This window comes from Streptococcus oralis (assembly GCF_003943415.1).
Taxonomy (GTDB): domain Bacteria; phylum Bacillota; class Bacilli; order Lactobacillales; family Streptococcaceae; genus Streptococcus; species Streptococcus oralis_BJ.
Map to the genome: position 1 here is coordinate 1 of NZ_RJPK01000013.1, position 2,387 is coordinate 2,387.

Below are 2,387 nucleotides of genomic sequence, written 5' to 3' on the forward strand. Positions count from 1 at the left end.
TCCCACAATTTACTTTGTTTAAGACCAAACTCAGAATATGTAGAATGATAATCTACAATATAGTTTCCTGAATTAGCTACATCTCCTGTCTGTATAAACGGATAGATTCCTCCAAATAATTCCGAAGCGTTACGTGGTCTATACTTAGAAACACCTCTACCAATCGTTCCAACTTTATCTAGTGTTTCAATCTCCCACCCCATATCATTCAAAACAGGATCCCCAAACATCTCGTTAAATCGGGATTTGCAGTTAAGAGATGAATTTTTGGTGCGAATGTTTAACGTTGCTTTGATTGACCATGGCATAGGCAAGGGTAGTGTCAATTTTGCTGTGACCTAGTAGTTTTTGGACCTGTTCGATAGGCATTCCTTTATCAATTGCCTTAGTCGCTAAAGTTCTCCTGAATTTATGTGGATGAACTTTTTGTATTCCAAGTTTATGTCCTAACTTTCTCAATCGAATCTCGACACCCGCAATTCCAAGTCTCTGGGCTTTTCCAAGTAGCGTTACAAAAAGAGCTGGTTGACTATCTTTTCTGTCATTAAGATAGTTTCTTAAATGAATTTTCGTACGAGCATCAAAATATACGGGTCTTTCTTTTTTCCCTTTTCCAAAAACAACACACTCTCTGTTTTCAAAATCAATATCTGAACGATTCAACTGGACCAGTTCTCCTACACGCATACCTGTTGATGCTAGTAGATCTATCATTGCCAAATCTCTTAAATTTTCACAGTTATCCCGCATAATTTCCAGATGTTCATCCGTATAAGTTTCTTTTACAGTTTGTTCTGTCTTAATTTTTTTAATCCTTCGAATAGGGTTCTTGATGATATATTCCTCTTGCTCAAGCCAAGCAAAAAAGGAAGACAATATACGCCGAATATTATCCAAATTCGCCTTGCTACACTCCTTTTCAGACTGATAATTTGCAAGATAACTCCTTAAATCATCTGTTGTTAGTTGTGTCACAGACTCCTTACTATGATGAAACAAATTTTCAATTGTTCTCTGGTAATAACGTATTGTTTTTGCGCTACATCCCTCCACCTGCTTAGCAGTGATGAATAGTCGCAACAGATTATTATTCGAATACTTTTGCTGCTTTTTTCCATCCACTAGATGACGCTCTAAACTCTCTCGCAATGCCAGTAATTGTTCATTGTTTAAAAGTGGTAACATTTCTTGTATGATAATTGTAACTTTTGATTCCATAAATTCTCACTTTCATTATTACTCATCAATAAAAAGAGGCAATATCAGTTTCTGCATTACAGAATTCTAATATTGCCTGTTCATTTATTTTCTAACACTCATTCAAATCTAACATACTAGCTTACTTTTTGATCTTTTCCCTGATAGAATGTTCAGAAACCCATTTAGAGTAGCTTATCATTTTTTCATCAGTTAAAGCTTCTACCGCTATAGTCACGCACATATCAACCGCTTCTTCCACGGGAACAGTAAAGTGATAACCATTTAATTGTAAAAACTTCACCAAAACAAAGAAAGCTGTTCGTTTATTGGCGTTGGCAAAAACATGCTTCTTTATCAATTGGACAAATAATATTGTTGCTTTATCAAAAATTGTTGGATAAAGAGGCTTGCCAAAAACAAATTGTTCTGGTAAGTTCACAATCATATTTAACGCTGAAGGACTAACTGTTTGAATTTGCTCCTTTGGAGAATACCGTTGAATTACTAAAGCATTGATTTTTTCAATTTGCTTTTCTGTTAGATAGACTGTCATTTTTCCACCAAAGCTTTGAAAACATCGTCGTATTCATCAAAAATTGTATCCAATTTTAAGTTAAAGGTATCATCAGAAACATAAGAGACCTGATGATCCAATTCTTCAGGAGTAAAGATAATTTCACCGCTTGGTAACAATTTCGCTTCGTATTTAACACCACTTGGAATATTGAACTCGCTTGGAATCGTAATAGTGATTGAATTTCCTTGTTTTCTTGTTTTTACGACCATCTGATTTCCTCCTTTGAAGTATTATAACAAATAATTACGGTAATTACAATGATAGTGTAAAACTGCTATTTCATCTCGAATCTTAACCGAAATACTCCTGCATAAGTGATTTTTTCAAGGTTTCCAATTCTTCCAGAGATTTTTGAATTGCCAATTGTGATTTGTCGACCTGAGCCACAAAGTCCGCGAACTCGTTTTGGAGGGAAAGAGGGGGGAGGATTACTTTTAGTTCACTTAATATTTTTAAATTTATATTCTTTTGAGCTGATTCTGGAGCTTGACTTTCTAGCATCTTTTGAAAGTAACTAAACCAATAATGAATAAACATATTATTGGTTCTTTCTCCCGGAATAAAGCCAACAATGCTATCTGGAAAACATGAATCAAAAGCCAATATACTT

At 34.7% G+C, this 2,387-nt stretch carries 4 protein-coding genes and 1 pseudogene; all 5 read right to left on the bottom strand.

All coding sequences use genetic code 11. The features are described 5' to 3' along the window. Nucleotides 1-230: pseudogene (locus D8801_RS09885) on the bottom strand (restriction endonuclease subunit S); the annotation flags it as partial. 22 nt (nt 231-252) lie between these two features. Then, the gene (gene xerA / locus D8801_RS09525) at nt 253-1,218 is read right to left on the bottom strand and encodes a site-specific tyrosine recombinase/integron integrase (protein WP_125849441.1); all 966 of its coding nucleotides are present in this window, start codon (nt 1,216-1,218) and stop codon (nt 253-255) included. A gap of 121 nt (nt 1,219-1,339) precedes the next feature. Beyond that, nucleotides 1,340-1,753 carry a type II toxin-antitoxin system death-on-curing family toxin gene (locus tag D8801_RS09530; protein ID WP_125849444.1) on the bottom strand — a complete coding sequence of 138 codons (414 nt, stop codon included), beginning with the start codon at nt 1,751-1,753 and terminating at the stop codon, nt 1,340-1,342. Further along, on the bottom strand, nt 1,750-1,986 hold the full coding sequence (locus tag D8801_RS09535) for an AbrB family transcriptional regulator (protein WP_125849447.1): 237 nt from the start codon (nt 1,984-1,986) through the stop codon (nt 1,750-1,752). Before D8801_RS09535 ends, D8801_RS09530 begins: the two co-directional genes overlap by 4 nt. A gap of 82 nt (nt 1,987-2,068) precedes the next feature. Continuing rightward, on the bottom strand, nt 2,069-2,387 hold a 319-nt coding region (locus tag D8801_RS09540), incomplete at its 5' end, for a restriction endonuclease subunit S (RefSeq protein WP_185758523.1).

What these genes read in the sequence shown, in the direction of transcription:
- xerA (WP_125849441.1), bottom strand. Translation starts at nt 1,218, where the DNA reads ATGGAATCAAAAGTTACAATTATCATACAAGAAATGTTACCACTTTTA.
- D8801_RS09535 (WP_125849447.1), bottom strand. Translation starts at nt 1,986, where the DNA reads ATGGTCGTAAAAACAAGAAAACAAGGAAATTCAATCACTATTACGATT.
- D8801_RS09530 (WP_125849444.1), bottom strand. Translation starts at nt 1,753, where the DNA reads ATGACAGTCTATCTAACAGAAAAGCAAATTGAAAAAATCAATGCTTTA.